Annotated in this window: 18 protein-coding genes; 15 read left to right on the forward strand and 3 right to left on the reverse strand. The window is 69.5% G+C overall.

Going from position 1 to position 20286, the window contains the following annotated elements:
* Positions 1-27 precede the first annotated feature (27 nt).
* Entirely contained in the window at positions 28-2247 is a 2220-nt protein-coding gene (locus JIN95_RS07810) for an ATP-dependent DNA helicase (protein WP_200531019.1), read from the reverse strand.
* A 174-nt stretch (positions 2248-2421) separates the two neighbouring features.
* Between JIN95_RS07810 and JIN95_RS07815 the strand changes: the two genes are divergently transcribed.
* From JIN95_RS07815 to JIN95_RS07885, 15 genes are all read left to right on the forward strand, one after another.
* A complete protein-coding gene (locus JIN95_RS07815; RefSeq protein WP_200531020.1) occupies positions 2422-2892 on the forward strand; it encodes a histidine kinase in 471 nt (156 codons plus the stop codon).
* Between the two features lie 52 nt (positions 2893-2944).
* Complete coding sequence (locus JIN95_RS07820) at positions 2945-3445, forward strand: ACT domain-containing protein (protein WP_095636758.1); 501 nt, start codon at positions 2945-2947, stop codon at positions 3443-3445.
* A 223-nt stretch (positions 3446-3668) separates the two neighbouring features.
* On the forward strand, positions 3669-4700 hold the full coding sequence (gene radA, locus JIN95_RS07825; RefSeq protein ID WP_095636757.1) for a DNA repair and recombination protein RadA: 1032 nt from the start codon (positions 3669-3671) through the stop codon (positions 4698-4700).
* A gap of 531 nt (positions 4701-5231) precedes the next feature.
* Positions 5232-6917 (forward strand): ammonium transporter family protein, encoded by a 1686-nt coding sequence (locus tag JIN95_RS07830; RefSeq protein ID WP_095636756.1) that lies wholly within the window; start codon positions 5232-5234, stop codon positions 6915-6917.
* A 131-nt stretch (positions 6918-7048) separates the two neighbouring features.
* A complete protein-coding gene (locus tag JIN95_RS07835) occupies positions 7049-8386 on the forward strand; it encodes a glutamate-1-semialdehyde 2,1-aminomutase (protein ID WP_200531021.1) in 1338 nt (445 codons plus the stop codon).
* Between the two features lie 384 nt (positions 8387-8770).
* Entirely contained in the window at positions 8771-10000 is a 1230-nt protein-coding gene (locus JIN95_RS07840; RefSeq protein WP_095636754.1) for an argininosuccinate synthase, read from the forward strand.
* On the forward strand, positions 10001-11473 hold the full coding sequence (gene argH / locus JIN95_RS07845) for an argininosuccinate lyase (RefSeq protein ID WP_200531022.1): 1473 nt from the start codon (positions 10001-10003) through the stop codon (positions 11471-11473).
* Positions 11474-11752: 279 nt separating this feature from the next.
* The gene (gene lysW / locus JIN95_RS07850; protein WP_008001778.1) at positions 11753-11941 is read left to right on the forward strand and encodes a lysine biosynthesis protein LysW; all 189 of its coding nucleotides are present in this window, start codon (positions 11753-11755) and stop codon (positions 11939-11941) included.
* A 41-nt stretch (positions 11942-11982) separates the two neighbouring features.
* Positions 11983-12870: a lysine biosynthesis protein LysX gene (gene lysX / locus JIN95_RS07855; protein ID WP_200531023.1), complete on the forward strand. Its 888-nt coding sequence runs from the start codon at positions 11983-11985 to the stop codon at positions 12868-12870.
* Positions 12867-13955 carry an N-acetyl-gamma-glutamyl-phosphate reductase gene (argC, locus tag JIN95_RS07860; protein ID WP_200531024.1) on the forward strand — a complete coding sequence of 363 codons (1089 nt, stop codon included), beginning with the start codon at positions 12867-12869 and terminating at the stop codon, positions 13953-13955. Before lysX ends, argC begins: the two co-directional genes overlap by 4 nt.
* A complete protein-coding gene (locus JIN95_RS07865) occupies positions 13952-14911 on the forward strand; it encodes an acetylglutamate/acetylaminoadipate kinase (RefSeq protein WP_321169257.1) in 960 nt (319 codons plus the stop codon). The genes argC and JIN95_RS07865 overlap by 4 nt, the downstream gene beginning before the upstream one ends.
* Positions 14908-16035 (forward strand): aspartate aminotransferase family protein, encoded by a 1128-nt coding sequence (locus tag JIN95_RS07870; protein ID WP_200531025.1) that lies wholly within the window; start codon positions 14908-14910, stop codon positions 16033-16035. The genes JIN95_RS07865 and JIN95_RS07870 overlap by 4 nt, the downstream gene beginning before the upstream one ends.
* Positions 16035-17201 carry a [LysW]-lysine hydrolase gene (locus JIN95_RS07875; protein ID WP_200531026.1) on the forward strand — a complete coding sequence of 389 codons (1167 nt, stop codon included), beginning with the start codon at positions 16035-16037 and terminating at the stop codon, positions 17199-17201. The genes JIN95_RS07870 and JIN95_RS07875 overlap by 1 nt, the downstream gene beginning before the upstream one ends.
* Positions 17202-17301: 100 nt before the next feature.
* Complete coding sequence (argF, locus tag JIN95_RS07880) at positions 17302-18201, forward strand: ornithine carbamoyltransferase (RefSeq protein ID WP_200531027.1); 900 nt, start codon at positions 17302-17304, stop codon at positions 18199-18201.
* A gap of 43 nt (positions 18202-18244) precedes the next feature.
* Positions 18245-18598 carry a hypothetical protein gene (locus tag JIN95_RS07885; protein WP_095636749.1) on the forward strand — a complete coding sequence of 118 codons (354 nt, stop codon included), beginning with the start codon at positions 18245-18247 and terminating at the stop codon, positions 18596-18598.
* Positions 18599-18672: 74 nt separating this feature from the next.
* Here the strand turns inward: JIN95_RS07885 and JIN95_RS07890 are convergent, their stop codons facing one another.
* The gene (locus JIN95_RS07890) at positions 18673-18852 is read right to left on the reverse strand and encodes a hypothetical protein (RefSeq protein ID WP_095636748.1); all 180 of its coding nucleotides are present in this window, start codon (positions 18850-18852) and stop codon (positions 18673-18675) included.
* Positions 18853-19027: 175 nt separating this feature from the next.
* Positions 19028-20254 carry a twin-arginine translocase subunit TatC gene (locus tag JIN95_RS07895; protein ID WP_200531028.1) on the reverse strand — a complete coding sequence of 409 codons (1227 nt, stop codon included), beginning with the start codon at positions 20252-20254 and terminating at the stop codon, positions 19028-19030.
* Positions 20255-20286 lie beyond the last annotated feature (32 nt).

A 20286-nucleotide genomic window follows, 5' to 3' on the forward strand; every position in this document is an offset into this window, starting at 1 on the left:
CGGGGACACCGGTTCGCCGACGCCGGCTCACGGCTCCGGCGGCGTCCCGTCGTACGCGTCGTGATCGCCGTAGAAGTTCAGCATCGCGAACTTCAGCTTCTCCGGGTCGAGATCGAGGAGCTCCTCGCGCTCCTCAGGCGGGAACGCGCCGCGGACGGAGTACTTCCCCATGTCCGCCGACGTGTACCGACGGTCCGCGAGGATCCGGACGCCGAAGTCCTCGGGGCCGCGGACGACCCGGCCGAGCGCCTGCCGCGTCTTGCGGATCGTCGGGATCTCGACCGCGTACGCCCAGCCGGGGTCGCGGGCGCGGTCGCGGTCGGCGAACGCCCGGTCGTAGGCGTCTTGGACCGCCTCCATCCGGTCGGAGAGGTGCGGGTACGGGACGCCGACGACCACCACCGTCCGGGCGTCGTCGCCGTCGAAGCTCACGCCCTCGGCGAGCGTCCCCCACAGGGAGGTAAAGAGGGTCGCGTCGTCGCTCTCGACGAACCGCCGGCGCAGGTCTTCCTCGTCTTCTCCCGGCCCGTCGAGGTAGAGGGTTCCGAGGCCGGCGCCTGCGAGCCCGGCGCCGGCGCCGGTGTCGCCCGCGCCGCCGGTCGACCCGCCGAGCCGCTCGTAGTAGCGCTCGGCCTCGGCGTAGGAGGGGAAGAAGGCGAGCGTGTTCCCCGGCGTGAAGCGGATCGCGTCGCGCAGCAGCGACGCCACGGTCTCTTGGGTCGCCGGGTCGTTGCGCTCGGAGGCGAACAGCGGGGGCGTGTCGACCGCGAACGTCCGGCGGTTCTCCTCAGGATACCCCATCTCGTACGCGAGCGACGCCACGTCCTCTAAGCCGAGCACGTCCTCGGTGACGTCGAAGGGGCGGAGCGTCGCGCTCATCAGCACCGAGGCGGCGACCTCGTCGAACAGCTCCCGGGTGACGCGGCGGGGGATGCAGGTGTACAGCTCCGCGCGGCCGTACACCTCCTCCGTGGCGCCGTCGCGGCGCACGGAGACGACCGGGTACTGGCCCAGCTCGGTCCCCTCCTCCATCCACGTCGAGACGAACCGGGCGACCTGCAGGGTCTGACACTCCGTGCGGGTCGTGGTCTCGCCCTCGCGGTAGCGCCGGTCGTACTCCTCGTCTAACGCCTGTCCGAGCTGGACCGCGAGCTCCGTCTCGGTGTCGATCCCCTTCCCCTCGTAGTTCCGGAGGAACGCGAGCGTGAGGTCGTCGCGGCGGTCGTCGTTGGCGACGGCGAGGTCCTCCCAGTTCTCGCCGACCGACTCGCGCTGGCCGGCACCGAGCGCGTCCTCGCGCGTCTCCACCAGCGCGTCGCGGAACGCGCGGACCACGTTCTCGGCGGGCTCGGCGCGGGAGTCGTCGCTCTCCGCGAGCTCGTCGAGGGCGGCGTCGAGCGTGTTCTCGGTGAGGGTGCGGGTGGCGTGGTCGCGGGCGGCGTCCTCGACGTTGTGGGCCTCGTCGAAGACGGTGATTATCTCCGAGGGGTCGCGGTCGATCCACCGGAAGAACTGTTCTCGAATCTGGGGGTCGAGCAGGTGGTGGTAGTTACACACCACCAGGTCGACCCCCTCCATCCCCTCCTTCAGCAGCTCGTAGCCGCACAGCTCGCGCTCGTCCGCGTACGCGTACACGTCCTCGGGAGTGCGAACGTCCTCGAACAGCCACCCGAAGAACTCGTCCGTGTCCTCGACGAGGTTGTTTCGGTAGTGGGCGCAGACGTTCGCGGTCTCGTACTCCTCGATCTCGGCTTCCAGCTCGTCAAGCTCCTCCATGACCGACTCGCGGGCCTCGGCGGCCCCCGCGTCGCCCTCGCGGCTCTCGGCCAGCAGCTCGCGCTGGCGGGCCTCCAGCTCGCGGACCTCGCTCTCCGTCTCGACCATCTCGCGGGTGGTGTCACGGAGGGTCTGACACTCCTGGTAGTCGACGTCGATGTGGCACATCGAGGACTTCCCCTTGAACACGACCGCGCGGATGGGCTCCTCGCGGGTGATCGCGCGGGCGTCCTCGACGAACTGCCGCATCTGCTGGTGGACGTTGGTCGTGATGACGACCGTGCGGTCGTGCTCGCGGGCGTGTTCCAGGGCGGGCACGAGCGCGGAGAGGGTCTTCCCCGTCCCGGGCGCGCCTTCGAACAGCACGTCCTGTCCGCGGTCCAGCGCGTTGGCGACCCTGTCCATCGCCTCGCGCTGGTTCGGGTACGGCTCCTCGTACGGGAAGAACCGCAGATGCGGCGCTTCTGACACGGGGGTGAGTTCGGCGTCACCGGCTAAAAGGGGTCGGGTGCCGGAGCGGAAGTGGTCGACAGGGGGAACGCCCCGGCGACGTCGTTTCAGCGACGATAACAGTTCTGGTCTTGTGCACCGTGAACACACGTTCCCGGAATTTATTACCGGTTCTCATCCGACCCACGACCTGCTATGGCGACCGAAACCGCGACGCCGACGGACGTATCGACGGACACCGCGAACTGGAAGGCCGGCGTGGCCGGCGGGCTGGTCGGCGGCCTCGTCTTCGGCGCGATGATGTCGATAATGACTCCCGGAGTCCTGCAGATGGGGATTCCGGCGATGTACGGCATCGAAGGCCCCGCCGGCACCGTCGGCTGGACGATCCACGTGTCCCACGGCGCGGTCATCGGCGTCGGCTTCGCCGCAATCGGGGACCTGAAGCCGGATCTCGGCGGCTCGGTCGGAACGAGCCTCGGCGTCGGCGCGGGCTATGGCCTCCTCGTGTGGGCCGCGCTCGCGGTGATCGTGATGCCGATCTGGCTGGGCGCCGTCGGCTTCCCGGGGGCGCCGCCGCTGCCGAACGTCGGCGTCGAGAGCCTCGTCGGGCACGCCGTCTACGGGACGGTTCTCGGCGGCGTCTACGCGGCGCTCGCGAACTGAGGCCCGTAGTGCCCCGCTTTTTAACCCTCGGCGACGAGCACCGTAGCAACGAATGTTCGACGAGATCCTCGAGAAGTTCGAGGGGTCACCCAGCCAACAGGCCGTCATCCGGCTGTTCTTGGAGCGCGGCTTCTCCGTCAACGAGGAGGGACGGGTCGTCTCCGGCGGGATCGAGATCCCCTACACCGGGATCGCGCGCGAGCTCGACGTCGACCGGCGCGTCGTCGACTCGACGACGGACGCGATCCTGGCCGACCCGGAGCTGAAACGCATCTTCACCAACATCTCGTCGGTGCCGAGCCTGATGGACCTCGCCCCCGTACTGGATCTCACGGTGCTCACGATCGAGGTCGCGGCCGCCGACGAGGCCGGAATCGTCGCCGAGGTGACCGGTATCTTGGCGGACCACGACGTCTCGATCCGACAGGTGCTGAGCGAGGACCCGGAGTTCACCGACGACCCGAAGCTGTACGTGATCACCGACGCCGACGTCTCCGGCGACCTGCTCGTCGAGATCCGCGATCTGTCGTACGTCCGCCGCGTCGGGTTCTGAGTCGGCCGGGTGAGCCGGGTTCTGAGCCGGCCGGGTGAGCCGGGACGACCGCCGCCGGCGACCGGCGGGACCGATCAGTTCCGCCGCGGCGGCTCACCGCCGCGTCCGTACTGAGCCTTATATACGGAAGCGAGCCAGTCCGGAACGCCGTTCCCGCCGGATTTTCACTTTCACTCGGGTGTAAACCAGTCTTTATACGGGATGGCGAACAAGGGACGGGTACATGCCTGAAGACGAACTCGAGGACCTCCCCGGAGTCGGCCCCGCCACCGCAGACAAGCTCGTCGAGAACGGGTTCGAGAGCTATCAGTCGATAGCCGTCGCGAGCCCCGGCGAGATGTCGAACACGGCCGACATCGGCGAGTCTTCGGCCGCGGACATCATCAACGCCGCCCGCGACGCCGCCGACGTCGGCGGCTTCGAGACCGGCGCGAGCGTCCTGGAGCGCCGACAGGAGATCGGGAAGCTCTCGTGGCAGATCGACGAGGTCGACGACCTCCTCGGCGGCGGGATCGAGACGCAGTCGATCACCGAGGTGTACGGCGAGTTCGGGTCCGGCAAGTCGCAGGTGACCCACCAGATGGCGGTCAACGTCCAGCTCCTGCCGGAGAACGGCGGGCTCGACGGCGGCTGCATCTTCGTCGACACCGAGGACACGTTCCGTCCGGAGCGGATCGACGACATGGTCCGCGGCCTCGACGACGAGATCCTCGCCGAGGAGATGGAACGCCGCGAGATCGAGGGCACCCCGGACGACGAGGAGGCGATGGAGGCGCTGGTCGAGGCCTTCCTCGACCAGATCCACGTCGCGAAGGCGTTCAACTCCAACCACCAGATCCTGCTGGCCGAGAAGGCCAAGGAGCTCGCCGGCGAACACGAAGAGAGCGAGTGGCCGATCCGGATCGTCTGCGTCGACTCGCTGACGGCCCACTTCCGCGCGGAGTACGTCGGCCGGGGCGAGCTGGCCGAGCGACAGCAGAAGCTGAACAAACACCTCCACGACCTGATGCGGATCGGCGACCTGTTCAACACCGCCATCCTCGTCACGAACCAGGTCGCCTCTAACCCCGACTCCTACTTCGGCGACCCGACGCAGGCGATCGGCGGCAACATCCTCGGACACGCGTCCACGTTCCGGATCTACCTCCGCAAGTCGAAGGGGGACAAGCGGATCGTCCGGCTCGTCGACGCCCCGAACCTCGCCGACGGCGAGGCCGTGATGCGCGTGCAGGGCGAAGGCCTGAAGCCGGAGTAACGGGACACCGCTCGCGGATCGATCGGCCGAATTCGGCGGGAAATGCGAAAAATTCGCGGAGATCGGTCGATATCGTCCGTCCGGAATCCCCGGACGGGACGGCGGACTCGAGATCGGGTTGACAAACGTCATTTTCTCTGATCAGCCGCTGAGTCGCCCGATATCCGGACGGAGAGGGCAGATCGGTCGATTCGACCCGATCGGCGGGCCGGCAAGTATTTCCACTCCACACCGCGCACGGCGTTTTGCGCCCCGAAATCGCGGCCTGCGGCACTAAGTGACAATCCAAAGATAAAACAAGCGTCCGATTTGAACGCAATGATTGCCAGATATCTCCCGACTATATGTCCTTATACAACACCAAGTTGGTCTAATATTGTACGTTTCTCGTATCATCAACCAAATTTATTGTGAAACTCAAGTCAAACGTTTATATATTCCCATTACCCCCTGTCGAAACGTGATTCAGCACATGAACACGAACGAAACGCGCTGTATGACGGACGAACGTTCACCCGAGGTGGTTGACGCGTGACGGCCGGCGTACTGGCGAGCATCGATCCGAGCGTGCTCGCCGAGGGCGTGAACCTGATGTGGGTCGCCGTGGTCTGTTTCCTCATCTTCTTCATGCACGCCGGCTTCGCGATGCTCGAGGCGGGGCAGGTGCGTGCGAAGAACGTGGCGAACCAGCTGACGAAGAACCTGCTCACGTGGAGCGTCGGCGTGCTCCTCTACTTCCTGGTCGGCTTCGGCGTCGAGGGGCTCGCCGCCGGCGGCGGCTTCTCGGCGGCGACCGCCCTCGGTGACGGCGGCTGGGTCAACAGCTGGCTGTTCGGCGCCGTCTTCGCGATGACGGCGGCGACGATCGTCTCCGGCGCGGTCGCCGGTCGCGCGAAGCTCCGCGCGTACGTGGCGTACACCATCGCCATCTCCGCGGTCATCTACCCCGTCGTCGCGGGGATCACGTGGGGCGGCGGCTTCCTCGGCGGGAGCGGCCTCGGTTTCACCGACTTCGCGGGCGGCATGATCGTCCACGGCATGGGCGGTATCGCCGGCCTCACGGCGGCGTACGTGCTCGGTCCGCGGATGGACCGCTACGCCGAGGACGGCACCACGAACGTCATCCCCGGTCACTCGATGACGTTCGCGGTGCTCGGCACGCTCATCCTCGCGTTCGGCTGGTACGGCTTCAACGTCGGCACGACCGCGACGGTGTTCGCGGTCGACGGCGGCGAACTCGTCTTGGACGGCTACGCCTCCGTCGGCCGCGTCTCGCTGGGCACGACGCTCGGCATGGCCGCCGGCGGCGTCGGCGCCGCGCTCGCCTCCGTGGCGCTCTCGAAGAAGGTCGACACGCTGTACGTCGCGAACGGACTGCTAGCGGGGCTCGTCGGCGTCACCGGTATCGCGAACCTCGTCACCTGGTGGGGCGCCATCGCGGTCGGGCTCCTCTGCGGGCTCCAGCTCCCGCTGGTCTTCGAGTTCGTCTCGGACACGCTGAAGATCGACGACGTCTGCGCGGTGTTCCCGGTCCACGGCTCCGCGGGCGTCCTCGGCGTGCTCGCGCTGCCGTTCGTGCACATCAACGGGTTCTCGGCCGACCTGCTCGTCTCGCAGGTGATCGGCGTGGTCGTCATCAGCGCCTGGACCGTGGTCGCGACCGCGCTCGTCTTCGGCGCCTTCAAGGCGGCCGGCCAGGCCCGCGTCACCCCCGAACACGAGCGCGACGGCCTCGACGTCAGCGAACACGGCGTCGAGACGTACCCCGAGTTCGGCAAGGCCAACGTGGCGACCGACGGCGGCCCCTCGGTCGTCGACACGACCGAGAGCCCCGACGGTACCCCGCGCGCCGACGGCGGCGAGGAGGCGGGCACGGAGATCAAGATGGTCACCGCGGTCGTCCGCCCCGACAAGCTCGGCGCGATCAAGCAGGCGCTCGCGGAGGTCAACGCGCCCTCGCTGACGGTGACGAACGTCTCCGGCCGCGGCAGCCAGCCCGCGAAGACCGGGCAGTGGCGCGGCGAGGAGTTCACGGTCGACCTCCACCAGAAGGTGAAGATCGACGTGGTCGTCGCCGACATCCCGGCCGACGAGGTCGCGGACGCGATCGCCGACGCCGCGAAGACCGGCGAGCCCGGCGACGGCAAGGTCTTCATCATGCCCGTCGAGGACGCGCTGCAGGTCCGCACGGGCGAGACCGGTCCGGAGGCGGTGTAAGCCGGCCACCGGACCGACACCGAACCGGCGAGGAATCGACCGACTAACCGATCGCTTTTCCGGGACGCCGACGGCCGAGCGGCGGCGCCGACTCGGCAACTACTTTCACCCCTCAAACCCTACCGCCGGCCATGAACCACGAGCGCTCGCGCGGACTGTACGACCGCGCGCTGTCGGTCATGCCGGGCGGCGTCAACTCCTCGGTCCGGGCGACGATGCCGCACCCGTTCTTTATCGAGCGCGGCGACGGCGGGCACGTGATCGACGCCGACGGGAACCGGTACGTCGACTGGGTGATGGGGTACGGCCCCCTCCTGTACGGCCACGACCTCCCGGAGCCGGTCGAGGCGGCGATCCAGTCACACGTCGCCGCGGGGCCGATGTACGGCGCGCCCACCGAGATCGAGGTCGAACACGCGGAGTTCGTGGCGCGACACGTCCCGAGCGTCGAGTCGATCCGGTTCGTCAACTCCGGGACGGAGGCGACCGTCTCGGCGGTTCGGCTCGCGCGCGGGCACACCGGCCGCGACAAGATCGTCGTCATGCAGGGCGGCTACCACGGCGCGCAGGAGTCGACGCTCGTCGAGGGATCGGCCGACGACCCCCACCCGTCGACGAAGGGGATCCCCGAGGAGTTCGCCGAGCACACCCTCCCGATCCCCTTCAACGACCCGCAGGCGGCCAAGGAGGTGTTCGCCGAACACGGCGACGACATCGCGGCGGTCCTCGTCGAGCCGATCTTAGCTAACATGGGCATCGTCACCCCGATCGACGGCTACCACGAGATCCTGCGCGACCTCTGTGACGACCACGGCTCGCTTTTGGTCTTCGACGAGGTGATCACCGGGTTCCGCGTGGGGGGGCTCGGCTGCGCGCAGTCGAAGTTCGGCGTCACCCCGGACGTGACCACGTTCGGGAAGATCATCGGGGGCGGCTTCCCGGTCGGCGCTGTCGGCGGCAAAGCCGAGATAATCGAGGAGTTCACGCCCGCGGGCGACGTGTTCCAGTCCGGAACCTTCTCCGGGCACCCGGTGACGATGGCCGCGGGGAAGGCGACGCTGGAGTACGCCGCCGAGAACGGCGTGTACGACCACGTCAACCGCCTCGGGCGGAAGCTCCGCGAGGGGATCGCCGAGATCTGCGCCGAGCGCGCGCCCGAGTACACCGTCGTCGGTACCGACTCGATGTTCAAGACGATCTTCACCCGCGAGGCGCCGGACGACCCGGACGCCTGCTGTACGGACGGCTGTCGGCAGGATCCCGACTGCGACCGCTACGACAGCTGTCCGAAGACCGGCGCCGACGTGGCTCGCGCCGCCACCGACCGGTGGGAGCGCGTGTTCTGGCAGGAGATGAAAGACCGGGGCGTGTTCCTCACGGCCAACCAGTTCGAGTGTCAGTTCACCTCCTATGCGCACACGGAGGAGGATGTCGAGGAGACGCTGGCGGCGTACCGGGAGGCGCTGTAAGCGCCGGCGGCGTGTAGGGAAGTCGGAAAGCGCCGTGACCGACGTTTTCGGGCGGCAAACGTTGCGATCGCCCGTCAGGTGCGGAATCTTTTTATACGGAAACTCGGGTAGGTACACGTGATGACCGCGGAGGCTCGTCTCGACGCCGCCCTCATCCGAGGCCGACGAGCCCCGCGACCGCGACGAGGCGTCCGACCGCCGCGACCGGCTTCCGGCGCGGCGCGACGACCGGCCCCTTCGGGCCAGTAATTTCCTCCCTCGTCGCGTTCGCGCCGTACCGTTCCGGAGAGTGACAGCTACGTCGTCGAATAGCGTCGCCGCCGCCACTTACTTACAGCATCTAAATCGGTGAATTTAAGGGATAGAGTCCATTCTACTCCGGTAATGGCAACCGTTGCACTCGCGTTCAGTGGGGGACTCGACACGACAGTCTGCGTGCCGCTGTTGAAAGAGGAGTACGGCTACGACGAGGTCATCGGCGTCAACGTCGACGTCGGGCAGCCGACCGAGGAGTTCGACGAGGCGGAGGAGACCGCGGAGGCGCTCGGGCTCGACATCCACGTCGTCGACGCCAAAGAGGAGTTCGCGGACCTCTGTTACGACGCGGTGAAGGCGAACGCGACGTATCAGGGCTACCCGCTCGGCACCGCCCTCGCGCGCCCCGTCATCGCCGAGGCGATCCTCGGCGTCGCCGAGGAGCAGGGCTGTGACGCCATCGCGCACGGCTGCACCGGGAAGGGGAACGACCAGCTCCGGTTCGAGGCCGTCTGGCGCGGCTCCGATCTGGAAGTGATCGCCCCCGTGCGCGAGCTCGGGCTCACCCGCGAGTGGGAGATCGACTACGCGGCCGAGAAGGACCTGCCCGTCGAGGCCGGCGACGGCGGCGTCTGGTCCATCGACGAGAACATCTGGTCGCGCGCGGTCGAGGGCGGGAAGCTGGAGGACCCGAACTACGAGCCGCCGGAGGACATCTACGAGTGGACCGCGGAGCCGGAAGGCGAGACGACCATCGAGGTCGCCTTCGAAGAGGGGGTCCCGGTCGCCGTCGACGGCGAGGAGATGGACCCCGTCTCGCTCATCCAGCACCTCAACGAGTACGCCGGGGGCTACGGGATCGGCCGCACCGACGTGATGGAGGACCGCATGCTCGGGCTGAAGGTGCGCGAGAACTACGAGCACCCGGCCGCGACCGTCCTGCTGACGGCCCACCAGGCGCTCGAGGACCTCGTCCTGACGAAGAACGAGCGCTCCTTCAAGAAGGGGATCGAGCAGGAGTGGTCTGAGAAGGCGTACCAGGGGCTCGTGTTCGCGCCCGTCGTCGACGCGCTGAACGCGTTCGTCGACGAGACGCAGGACGTGGTGACCGGCACCGCGACGGTGAAGGTCTCCGGCGGCAACTGCCGCGTCGTCGCCCGCGACTCCGAGTACGCCGTCTACTCCGAGGAGATGGCCTCGTTCAACACCGAGGACGTGGCCGGCATCGCCCAGGAGGACGCCACGGGCGTCGCGAAGTACCACGGGCTCCAGGAGCGTCTCGCCAACGACGTGAAGGCGAACGTCTCGAAGCCCGAGCTCGCGACGGACGGGAGCGGAATCGACGACGAGTCCGAATAAATGACCGACGACGACCCCGGCACGGCCGTCCGCCGCGACCGCTTCAGCGGCGGCCCCGCCCGCGGGTTCCTGTCGAGCCTCGCCGCCGACGCGGCGATCTTCGAGGCCGACCTCGCGGTCGACCGCGCGCACACGGTGATGCTCGCCGAGCAGGGGATCGTCGACAGCGCGGTCGCCGGCGAGATCCTCGCCGCCCTCGACGACGTGGAGGCGGCCGGCCACGGCGACCTGCCAGACGGCGAGGACGTTCACGAGGCGATCGAGACGGCGGTCATCGATCGGATCGGCCCGGACGGCGGCCGGATGCACACCGCCCGCTCGCGCAACGACGAGGTGGCGACCTGCATCCGGTACCGCCTGCGCGAGGACCTGCTCGCGGCCGCCGAGGCCACGCTAACGCTCCGCGAGGCGCTCGTCGAGGTCGCGAGCGAGCACACCGAGACCGCGATGCCCGGCTACACGCACCTCCAGCCGGCCCAGCCGACGACGGTCGCGCACTACCTGCTCTCCTACGAGGGCGGGGTCGCCCGCGACACCGAGCGCCTGCTCGACGCGTACGACCGGGTCAACCGGTCGCCGCTGGGCGCCGCGGCGTTCGCGGGGACGCCCTTCGATATCGACCGCGACCGCACCGCGGAGCTGCTCGGGTTCGACGGGACGGTCCGGAACTCGACGGACGCGGCGTCCGCGCGCGACTTCCTCGCGGAGGGGTCGACCGCGTGCGCGACGCTCGCGACGACGCTGTCGGGGCTCGCGGAGGATCTCATCCTCTTCTCGAACAAGGGGTTCGTGGAGCTGTCGGACGCCTACTCCTCGACCTCCTCGATCATGCCCCAGAAGAAGAACCCCGACACGCTGGAGCTGACCCGCGGCGTCGCCGGCGACGCGATCGGCGAGGCGACCGGCACCCTGAGCCTGCTGAAGGGGCTCCCGCGCGCGTACAACCGCGACCTCCAGCGGGCCCACGCGGGCGTGTTCGATATCGCCGACGACGTGCGCGAGGCGACCGCGGTCGCCGCGGGCGCGGTCGCGACCGCCGACTGGGACGAGGCCGCGCTCGCGGACGCCGCGGGCGAGGGGTTCTCGACGGCGACGGGCGTCGCCGACCTGCTCGCGATGGGCGGAATGCCCTTCCGCACCGCCCACGAGATCGTCGCGACCGCCGCCGAGACCGTCTCCGACGCCGACTCGCCGGCGGCCGCGGCCGCAAAAGTTGACGAGGCCACTCGAAAGGTGACGGGCGAGCCCCTCTCGGCGCACGTGAGCCGCGAGGACGTGGAGTCCGCGCTCGACCCCGCAGCCAGCGTCGCGAGCCGCGACTCCGCCGGCGGGCCCGCCCCCGAGGCGGTCGCCGACGAGCTCGCGACCGCCGAGGCGGGGATCGAGGCCGACGACGCGGCGCTTGCCGACGAGCGGGAGTCGCTCGCGGCGGCGGCGGCGCTGCTGGACGCGGAGGTGGACTCATATGCGTGAGTCGCCGGTGCGCGTCCGCGACCCGACGACCGCCGCGGATCGGCGGCTTCGCCGGCCGCGACGACCGCGACCGCGGCCGGCGCCGTCGACGGTCGATCCGCGACCGCCGACGACGCCGCCGTCCCCGCGAGGGGACACACTAACTACTGAAATCTGACATCGGATTTCACACGGCGATTGTACGGCCGATTTTGCTCCGTTAGCGGGTAGTCTATTTATTGTAAACTAGATTACAAGTTCGAAGGGTTTATGCGGGTTCACGGTCGAGTAGGAGGTACGATGACGAGCGACACTGACCCGGTGCTGGCAGAGGACCCGATCACGGGCGAAGAGATCGAGCTTCCGGCCGACGTCGAGGTCGGCGAGATCATCGACAGCCCGGTCACCGGGACCGAGCTGGAGGTCATCTCGCTGGACCCCGTCGTGCTCGAAGAGGCTCCCGAACTCGAGGAGGACTGGGGCGAGTAGATGGCGACGACCGCCACGACCGCGACACGCGAGTGGTCGACATGCAAATAGGGATCCTCTACTCGCGGATCCGGAAAGACGAGAAGCTGCTGCTCGGGGAGCTCCGCGACCGCGGCCACGAGGTCACGAAGATCGACGTTCGCAAAGAGCGGTTCGGGCTGGAGTCCACCACGGCCGACGTCGACGACCTCGATCTGGTCGTCGACCGCTGTCTGTCGACGAGCCGGTCGCTGTACGCGACCAAGTTCCTCGACAGCTACGGCGTCCCCGTGATCAACGCCCCCGAGACGGGCGACGTCTGCGCCGACAAGGCGAAGAACTCGCTCGCGCTCGCGGAGGCCGACATTCCCACCCCGGCGACGGAGGTCGCGTTCACGAAGGAGACCGCGATGGAGGCCATCGAGGAGTTCGGCTACCCCTGCGTGCTCAAGCCCGTCGTCGGCTCGTGGGGCCGGCTGATGGCGAAGATCGACACGCGCAACGCCGCGGAGGCGATCTTAGAGCACAAGGAGACGCTGGGCCACTACGAGCACAAGGTGTTCTACGTCCAGGAGTTCGTCGACAAGCCCGGCCGCGACATCCGCGTGCTGGCCGTCGACGGCGAGCCGGTCGCCGCGATGACCCGCTCTTCGGACCACTGGCTCACGAACGCCGCGAAGGGCGGCGAGACGGAGTCGTTCGACCTCGACGACCGCGCGCTCGACCTCGTCGAGCGCGCGTCCGAGGCGGTCGGCGGCGGCATGCTCGGCGTCGACCTGATGGAGGTCGGCGGCACCGGGTCCGGCGAGTACACCGTTCACGAGGTGAACCACACGGTCGAGTTCAAGGCGCTCGACTCAGCCACCGACGTCGACGTGCCCGCGAAGGTCGTCGACTGGCTGGAGGCGAAGGCGGCCGCGGCGGCCGACGGCGAGGAGGTCACGGCATGAGCGCAGACGACGCGGCCGGCTCGGCGGCTGACGCGAACTCCGGCGAGACGTACACCGCCAGCGTCGTTGGCGGCACCGGCTTCACCGGCGGCGAGCTGCTGCGGATCCTCTCGGGGCACCCCGAGTTCGAGGTCGTACAGGCAACGTCGCGGTCGGCCGACAACATGACGGTCGGTCGGTCGCACCCGAACCTGCGCGGGCTCGACTTGCGCTTCTCGGACCCCGACGACTTGGAATCCGTCGACGTGCTGTTCTCGGCGACCCCCCACGGCGTCTCGATGGGGCGGATCGACGAGTACTTCGAGGCGGCCGACACGGTCGTCGACCTCTCGGCCGACTTCCGCCTGCCCGAGGCGGCGCTGTACGACGAGTGGTACGACGGCCACGAGTCGCCCGAGTACTTAGAGCGCGCGGAGTACGCGCTCCCCGAACTCAACCGCGAGAACCTGCCCGGCGCCGACCTGATCGCCGGCGGCGGCTGCAACGCGACCGCGACGATGCTCGGGCTGAAGCCCCTCGTCGACGCGGGCGCGCTCGGCCCCGACGCCGGCGAGGTCGTCGTCGACGTGAAGGTGGGCTCCTCGGAGGGCGGCGCCGGCGGCGGCGCGGCCTCCTCGCACCCCGAGCGGTCGGGCGTCGTGCGCCCCTACGCGCCCACGAGCCACCGCCACGAGGCGGAGATCGGCGCGTACCTCGGGCTCGACGTCTCCTTCACCGTCCACGCGGTCGAGATGGTGCGCGGCGCGAGCGCGACCTGTCACGTCTTCCCCGACGAGCCCGTCTCGAAGGCGGACCTGTGGCAGGCGTACCGCGGCGCCTACGCCGACGAGCCGTTCATGCGGATCGTCTCCGGCGGGGGCGGCGTCTACCGCTCCCCCGAGCCGAAGGCGGTCGCCGGCACCAACCACGGCGAGGTCGGCTTCGAGCTCGACCCCGGCAACCGGCGCATCGTCGTCTTCTCGGCGATAGACAACATGATGAAGGGATCGGCCGGACAGGCGGTCCACGCGGCGAACGTCGCGCTCGGACTGCCCGAAGACGCCGGTCTGGAGTTCCAGGGGCTCCACCCCGTGGGATCGCCGTGACGGGGTTCGACACCGGCGGCGACGGCGCCGCCGCGGCCGCGGCGGACGCCGCGACGGACCCCGCAGACGAGCCGCCCGTCGTCGTCAAGATCGGCGGCGCGAAGGCGGTCGACCCGGCCGGCGCGGTCGGCGACGTGGCCCACCTCGCCGCCAACGGGCGGCGGGTCGTCGTCGTCCACGGCGGCTCCACCGTCGTCGACGAGACCATCGAGCGGCTCGGCATGGAGCCCGAGTACGTCGAGTCCGCCTCCGGCGTCACGGGTCGGTTCACCGACGCGGAGACGATGGAGGCGTTCACGATGGCGATGGCCGGCAAGCTCAACACCGAGCTGACGGCGCTGTTCCGCGAGGCCGGCGTCGACGCGGTCGGCCTCTCCGGCGTCGACGGCGGGCTCCTCTCGGGGCCCCGCAAGTCCGCGGTCCGGGTGATCGAGGGCGGCAAGAAGAAGATCCGCCGCGGCGAGCACTCGGGGCGGATCGAGTCGGTCAACGCCGACCTCCTCTCCGGCCTCCTCGCCGACGGCTACACCCCCGTCGTCTCGCCCCCCATGGAAGGCAGAGAGGGCGACGGCGGCGTCACGCCCGTCAACACCGACGCTGACCGGGCGGCCGCCGCGGTCGCCGGTGCGCTCGGTGCCGACCTCGTCCTCCTGACCGACGTGGCCGGCGTGTACGCGGACCCGGACGACCCCGACACGCTGATCGAGTCGGCGGCGACGCCCGACGAGCTCGACGCGGTCGAGGACGCCGCCGAGGGGTTCATGGGCAAGAAGGTGATGGCCGCGAAGGAGGCGCTCTCGGGCGGATCCGGGCGCGTGATCGTGGCGGACGCCAACGTCCGCGACCCGATCGTCGCCGCGCTCGGCGGCGCGGGGACGGCGATCGAACGGTCGGTGCTCGGCGACGCGGACGGTGACGATGCGGAACAGGCCGAAACGGAGGGCGAGACCGCATGAGCGGCTTCGTCTTCTCCGAGAAGCCGATCGAGATCGCCTCCGGCGACGGCGTCCACCTCACCGACACGAACGGGACCGAGTACCTCGACTTCGGCGCGAGCTACGCCTGCACGCCGGTCGGCCACTGTCACCCCGAGGTCGTCGACGCCGCGACGAGCCAGCTGGAGGAGCTCATGTACGTGCAGGCGTCCTACCCGAACGCGGCGCGGACGGGGCTGTACGAGCAGCTCTCCGCGGCCGGCCCGGGCGACGTGGACAACGTCTGGCTCTGTAACTCCGGCACGGAGGCCAACGAGGCCGCCCTGAAGTTCGCGCGCCACGCGACCGGTCGCGAGAAGATCGTCGCGACGACGCAGGGGTTCCACGGCCGGACGATGGGCGCGCTCGCCGCCACCTGGAAGCAGAAGTACAAGCAGGGGTTCGAGCCGCTCGCCGGCGGCGTCGAGTTCGTCGACTACGGCGACGCCGAGGCGATGCGCGAGGCGGTCGACGACGAGACCGCCGCGGTAATCTTAGAGCCTCTGCAGGGCGAGGGCGGGATCAACCCCGCCGCCACCGCGTACCTCGAAGCGGTCCGCGAGGCGACCGAGGAGGCGGGGGCCGCGATGGTCTTAGACGAGATACAGACCGGGCTCGGCCGCACCGGAACGCTCTGGGCGGCCGAGCGCCACGGCGTGGTGCCCGACGTGCTCACGACCGCGAAGGGGCTCGCGAGCGGGCTCCCGATCGGCGCGACGCTGTGTCGCGACTGGATCGCCGACGACGCCGGCAACCACGGCTCGACGTTCTCCGGCGGGCCCGTCGTCTCCGCGGCCGCCGGGGCCACCCTCGACGTGATCGAGCGCGAGGACCTCCCGGCACACGCCGCCGAGACGGGCGAGTACCTCCGCGGACAGATCGAGGAACGCCTCGGCGACGACGTCCGCGAGGTGCGCGGCGACGGCCTGATGATCGGCATCGAGGTGAAGCGCGGTTCGAACCGCCTGCTCCGCGACCTGGCGATCGAACACCAGGTGCTCGCGCTGCCGGCTGGCCGGACCGTGTTGCGCCTGCTCCCGCCGCTAACGATCGAGCGCGAGCACGCCGACGCCGTGGTCGACGCGCTCGCGGAGGTGATCGGGTGATGTCGACCGGGAAGGAGCGCGAATCGGAGGACGCGGCGACCGAGTCCACCGCCGCCGACTCCTCGTCGGCCGGGACCGACGTGGTCGCGGGCGGCGGCTACCCCGAGGCCTGCGACACGCCGGCCCGGAAGCTGCTGTACGACATGGTCTCCATCCCCTCGCCCTCGGGCGAGGAGGAGCAGGCGGCGAAGCGCCTCGTCGACTTCTTCGAGGCGAACGGGCGGGAGGCGTGGATCGACGAGGTCGGCAACGTCCGCGCGCCCGCCAGCGACGCCGTCCTGTTGACCTCGCACGTCGACACCGTCCCGGGCGACATCCCGGTCGAGGTGAAGCCGGCCGCCGAGGACGACGAGGTCGGCGAACCGGGCGAGCCCGTGCTCTGGGGGCGCGGGACCGTGGACGCCACGGGTCCCCTCGTCGCGATGGCGGTCGCGGCGGTGAAGACGGGCGTCTCGTTCGTCGGCGTCGCCGGCGAGGAGACGAACTCGCGGGGGGCCCGCCACCTCGTCGAGGACCGCGACGCGCCCGAGGCCGTGGTGAACGGCGAGCCCTCCGGCTGGGACGGCGTCACCCTCGGCTACCGCGGGTTCCTCGCGGGGACGTACGTGAACACGAGCGAGTCCGGCCACACCTCGCGGCCCGAGCCGAACGCGATCCAGCACGCGATCGACTGGTGGCACGGCGTCGAGGAGACGTTCGAGCCCGCCGACGAGGAGACGCCCGTCTTCGAGCAGGTGACGACGAAGCCCGTCTCGGTCGACGGCGGGCTCACCGACGACGGGCTCGCGGTCGAGGCGACGATGGACGTGCAGCTGCGCGTCCCCCCGAACCGGACGGTCGACGAGATCCACGAGCTGGCGGAGACGGAGCTGTCGACCGGCTCGGTCCACTGGAAGGAGCCGATCCCGCCGGTGATGGAGAGCCCGCGGACGGAGCTGGCGCGGGCGTTCCGCGTCGCGATCCGCGGCGCCGGCGGCGACGTGCGCCTGCTGCGCAAGACCGGGACGAGCGACATGAACCTGTTCGCGGCCGCGTGGGACTGCCCGATGGTCACCTACGGCCCCGGGAACTCGGACCTCGACCACGCGCCCGACGAGCGGCTCCCCCTCTCCGAGCTGGACCGCGCGACGGCGGTGTTGAGCGACGTCTGCCGGGACCGACCGTAGGCGTCACGGCACCGGCCGTGACGCCGCCTCCTTTTGAACCGGCGTAACGACGCACGAGCACTCCGACACCACCACCGATCCGATCACCCACGACCCACCCATGCCACTCGCCACCGACGACTTCCTCGATATCGACGACGTGACGCCGGCCGAACTGGACGCCCTGATCGACCGCGCCGCCGCGATGAAGGCGGGCGAGACCGACCCCCGACTCCCGGACGCGACGCTCGGGATGATCTTCGAGAAGCCCTCGACGCGCACCCGCGTCTCCTTCGAGACGGGGATGACCCGGCTGGGCGGCCACGCGATGTTCCTCGGCCCCGACGACATCCAGCTCGGCCACGGCGAGCCGCTGCGGGACACCGCGCGCGTGCTCGGGCGCTACGTCGACGGCGTGATGGCGCGGCTGTTCGACCACGAGGACGTCGAGACCCTCGCCGAGCACGCCGACTGCCCCGTGATCAACGGGCTCACCGACGAGGCGCACCCCTGCCAGACGCTCGCCGACCTCCTCACGATCCGCGAGACGGTCGGCGAGGACGCCACGGTCGCGTGGGTCGGCGACGGCAACAACGTCGGGCAGTCGTTCGTGGTCGGCGCCGCGATGGCCGGGATCGACGTCGCGGTCGCCACCCCTGCGGAGTACGGGATGAACCCCGCCGTCTTCGACCGCGCCGCGGCGTTCGGCGCGGACGTGGAGCCGACCACCGACCCCGAGGTCGCGGTCGACGGCGCCGACATCGTCTACACCGACGTGTGGATCTCGATGGGACAGGAGGACGAGCGCGCGGAGAAGCTCGCCGCCTTCGAGGGGTTCCAGGTGAATCAGGAGCTGCTCGCCGGCACCGACGCGAAGGTGATGCACTGCCTGCCCGCGCACCGCGGCGAGGAGATCACGAACGACGTGTTGGAGTCGGACCGCGCGCTGGCCTGGGACCAGGCCGAAAACCGGATGCACGCGCAGAACGCGCTGCTCGTCGAGCTGCTCGGCGGGGAATAGGCGTCTGCCCCGGTTTTATACGGCTGCTCCGGCGTTCTCTCCCGTGACACTCCCGTTCATCGGATCGATCGCCTCGTTCGTCGTCGCGCTGCTCGTGGGCGGCCTCGCCATCTACCTCAGCGCGCGGGTCGTCGTCGACGTCGATGACTACGGCCACGCCCTGGTCACCGCGCTGCTCGGCGCGCTCGGCTGGGCGCTCACGTCGTGGGTCCCGCTCGTCGGCCCGCTCATCGCGCTGGTCGTGTGGGTCGGCGTCATCAACTGGCGCTACCCCGGCGGCTGGGTGAAGGCGGCGATCATCGGCGGCGGCGCGTGGGTCGCCGCGCTCGTCGTGCTCTTCGTCGTTAACTCCGTCTTCGGACTCGGCGTCGGCGCGTTCGGCGTCCCCGGCGTCTAGGTCGTCGAGATCGGTGGAGCGGAAGGCGACTCCGTAACCGAGCGGTTTCAAGGTGAAGACGCCGGAGGCGGCGTTCACTCTGCGGAGGCCGTCGCGTCGAGCCGATTGTTGATCGCCATCGGAACGACCGCCGCGACGAGAGCGAAGGCGCCTGCCGGAATCCCTGCCGGCGCACCCGTGTCTGCGAGCCAGAACGCCGCGACGGCCCCGACGATGACACAGCCGAACACGATCTCGTTCTCGCGGGAGACCATACCACCCGATCGGTGCCACTTGTCGATATTCTTTCTGGATGTCAATACGATGAGACGGGAGAACAGCACGGAGTGTCGTTGCCGGCCCCCGGTCGCTGTCGACCGAGTCGCTCGCCGAGACGTCGCCTGAACGAGAGCGCTTCGACGAAGGAACCGGGGGATCGCCGCGTTCCGCCTAGTTCCCGGTCCAGCGCAGCACCGCCAGCGTCCCTTCGTACAGGACGATCATGGTGAGCGTCACGATGATCGGCGCCATCCCGGTCGGGTCGGGGCTGAACAAAAAGGCGATCCCGAGGAACGACCCCCAGAAGATCAGCCGCTTCGCCTCCAGCCACTGCCGGGTGACGAGGTTCATCATGATCGCGAGCATGATGAAAAGGGGGATCTGGAAGACGATCGCCATGAACGCGAGCATGATGACGATCAGGTTGAACGTCTCCGCGAGCCCGAACGCGATCGTCGCGGCGTCGGAGGTGTAGGTGGTGAAATACGAGAAGATCGCGGGCAACACGAGGAAGTGCGCGAACGCGATCCCGATCCCGCCGAGGACGAGGCTGGTCGGAACCGCCGCGAGGTAGTAGCGTCGCTCGTTCTCGTACAGCCCCGGCCGCATGAACCGATAGGTCTGGTAGACGAACGCCGGGAGCCCGACGACGACGCCCGCGAGCCCGGCGACCTTCAGCCGCGTGAGCGGGAGTTCGAGGGGCCCGTACAGCCGCGGCCGGTTCTCCATCGGCGCCGGGATGTGGTAGCTCCAGAAGTAGTTGATGAGCTCCGTCGACTCGGTGACGACGACCAGCGTCGCCAGCCCGCCGAAGACGAAGACGACCGCGAGCCGCCGCATCATCTCCTCGATGTGGGCCGCGAGCGGCATCTCCTCGTCCGTCTCGGGCGCCTCTAACCCCGCGAACTCCTCGTCGCCGCCGGTCGCCCCCTCGGCAACGCCGCCGTCCTCGACGGTCGGCGCGTCAGTGGTATCGTCGTCGGACGAAGCGCCCGAGAGGTCCGGCTTCTCGCTGTCGTCGAGGTACTTCGCGCTCCCCGGCTCGTGCGCGTCGAAAGTGTCGTTCTCGGCGTCGTCCTCGGTTTCGTCTTCGCCGCCGTCCTCGGTTTCGTCGTTCTCGGCGTCTGCGCCCGCGCCGGTCTCGCCCGCAGCCTCCTCGTTATCTTCGCCCGCGCCGACCTCGGGCGTGACCTCGGACGACACCTCGGGCTCCACGGACGCCGACTCGTCGGCGTCGCGGTCATCGCCGTCGGACCCGTCGTCGTGGGTATCATCGGCCGTCTCGGCCGATTCGGGCGATTCAGCACCGCCGGCGTCGGCGCTGTCGACCGTTTCGTCGTCGACCGAGCCGTCCTCGGGGGCCGAGGAGTCGTCGCGCGACCGGTCCGAATCGTCCATTCACTTCTTCTAGGCAACCGGGTGACTATAGG

The sequence above is a fragment of the Halorubrum sp. LN27 genome, from assembly GCF_016635065.1.
GTDB classification, from domain to species: domain Archaea; phylum Halobacteriota; class Halobacteria; order Halobacteriales; family Haloferacaceae; genus Halorubrum; species Halorubrum salipaludis.

Bases quoted from the DNA above. Each gene is read 5' to 3' on its own strand.
- JIN95_RS07815 (WP_200531020.1), top strand. From the start codon at position 2,422: ATGGCGACCGAAACCGCGACGCCGACGGACGTATCGACGGACACCGCG.
- JIN95_RS07820 (WP_095636758.1), top strand. From the start codon at position 2,945: ATGTTCGACGAGATCCTCGAGAAGTTCGAGGGGTCACCCAGCCAACAG.
- radA (WP_095636757.1), top strand. From the start codon at position 3,669: ATGCCTGAAGACGAACTCGAGGACCTCCCCGGAGTCGGCCCCGCCACC.
- JIN95_RS07835 (WP_200531021.1), top strand. From the start codon at position 7,049: ATGAACCACGAGCGCTCGCGCGGACTGTACGACCGCGCGCTGTCGGTC.
- JIN95_RS07840 (WP_095636754.1), top strand. From the start codon at position 8,771: ATGGCAACCGTTGCACTCGCGTTCAGTGGGGGACTCGACACGACAGTC.
- argH (WP_200531022.1), top strand. From the start codon at position 10,001: ATGACCGACGACGACCCCGGCACGGCCGTCCGCCGCGACCGCTTCAGC.
- lysW (WP_008001778.1), top strand. From the start codon at position 11,753: ATGACGAGCGACACTGACCCGGTGCTGGCAGAGGACCCGATCACGGGC.
- lysX (WP_200531023.1), top strand. From the start codon at position 11,983: ATGCAAATAGGGATCCTCTACTCGCGGATCCGGAAAGACGAGAAGCTG.
- argC (WP_200531024.1), top strand. From the start codon at position 12,867: ATGAGCGCAGACGACGCGGCCGGCTCGGCGGCTGACGCGAACTCCGGC.
- JIN95_RS07870 (WP_200531025.1), top strand. From the start codon at position 14,908: ATGAGCGGCTTCGTCTTCTCCGAGAAGCCGATCGAGATCGCCTCCGGC.
- JIN95_RS07875 (WP_200531026.1), top strand. From the start codon at position 16,035: ATGTCGACCGGGAAGGAGCGCGAATCGGAGGACGCGGCGACCGAGTCC.
- argF (WP_200531027.1), top strand. From the start codon at position 17,302: ATGCCACTCGCCACCGACGACTTCCTCGATATCGACGACGTGACGCCG.
- JIN95_RS07890 (WP_095636748.1), bottom strand. From the start codon at position 18,852: ATGGTCTCCCGCGAGAACGAGATCGTGTTCGGCTGTGTCATCGTCGGG.
- JIN95_RS07895 (WP_200531028.1), bottom strand. From the start codon at position 20,254: ATGGACGATTCGGACCGGTCGCGCGACGACTCCTCGGCCCCCGAGGAC.